The following is a 1,145-nucleotide window of genomic DNA, read 5'->3' as shown; positions in this document are numbered from 1 at the left end:
CTCCAACGGAGTAAATTCAAAGCGTGTTTTTATTCTCAAATTATGCATCCTACAAACTTAAAAACAAATAAATATTAAAGCTTATCCAAAAAATCCGCCCACCACTGTATAAGCTTACGCATTTGCGTTAAATTTCCAGCATGATTATACGTATTTCGTATCTTATTACTTCCTTTGTGTGCAAGACATTTCTCGATGATGTCGAAATTTAAGCCATGCTCATCAATATACTCGTTGCAAATAGTGCTAAACATAGCACGAAAGCCGTGCGATACTATCTCATCTTTGTCAAATCCCATGCGTCTAAGTGCTACGTTAAGCGTATTTTCACTCATATATCGGTCTTCACTTTGTAAGGCGCTAAAAAGATAAATTTTACTAAGATCAAAACCTCTAAATTCTTTTAAAAGTCTTATGGCTTGTTTTGATAGTGGCAAGATAAATTCTGCTCCCATTTTCATATCATTTGCAGGTATTTTTATAATCTCTCTTTCAAAGTCTATGTATTCCCACCTCATCGACCTAATGTTAAAAGGGCGAAGCGCTGTAAGTATTGCAAGCTTTAGGGCGTATTTTGTTCGCACATCGCCACTATACTCGTCGCAACCTTGCCATAGTGCTTTTATGTCTATCTTTTTGGTAAGCGTTGCATAGTTTTTTTCTTTAGCTTTTTTAAAGGTAAATTTATAATTTATGCTTGCAATTATATTGTTTTGTGTGACATTATAGGCAGATTGCCAAATTTGATTTAAAAGCGAAAAAGCTCTTTTTGTAGCCTCTAAAGCCCCTTTTGCTTCAATTCTTTTTAGCGCTATTATGACATCATCAACTTTTATATCTCTTATGTCTTGGTTTTCAAAATAAGGATAAATATACATCTCAAGCAGTCTTATATCCCTATTTAGTGTATTTTGTGCAACGGATGATGATTTTATGTTTAGCCATTTTTCGGCGATATTTTTAAAATTTGCTTGTTCGTCTTTTTGCCTTTTAAATTTTATATCTATACCATCTCTTAGTTTTTGCTCGAGCTTAAAACGCTCATCCCTTGCCATTGCTAAAGTAAATTTAGGATATTCACCTAAATTTATACGTTTTATCTTTTGATCTATTGGACTTTTATACTCTAATGCAAAATATTTTCG

The 1,145-nt window shown here is 33.1% G+C and carries 1 protein-coding gene; it reads right to left on the bottom strand.

The features are described 5' to 3' along the window. Positions 1-74 precede the first annotated feature (74 nt). Positions 75-1,145, bottom strand: a 1,071-nt coding sequence (locus Q0296_RS11435; protein ID WP_298040704.1) for a site-specific integrase, incomplete at its 5' end; no start/stop codon positions are given.

The sequence above is a fragment of the uncultured Campylobacter sp. genome, from assembly GCF_937890585.1.
Taxonomy (GTDB): Bacteria; Campylobacterota; Campylobacteria; order Campylobacterales; family Campylobacteraceae; genus Campylobacter_A.
Note: the sequence above shows the minus strand (reverse complement) of the source record. Positions and strands in the feature narration are given on the sequence as shown.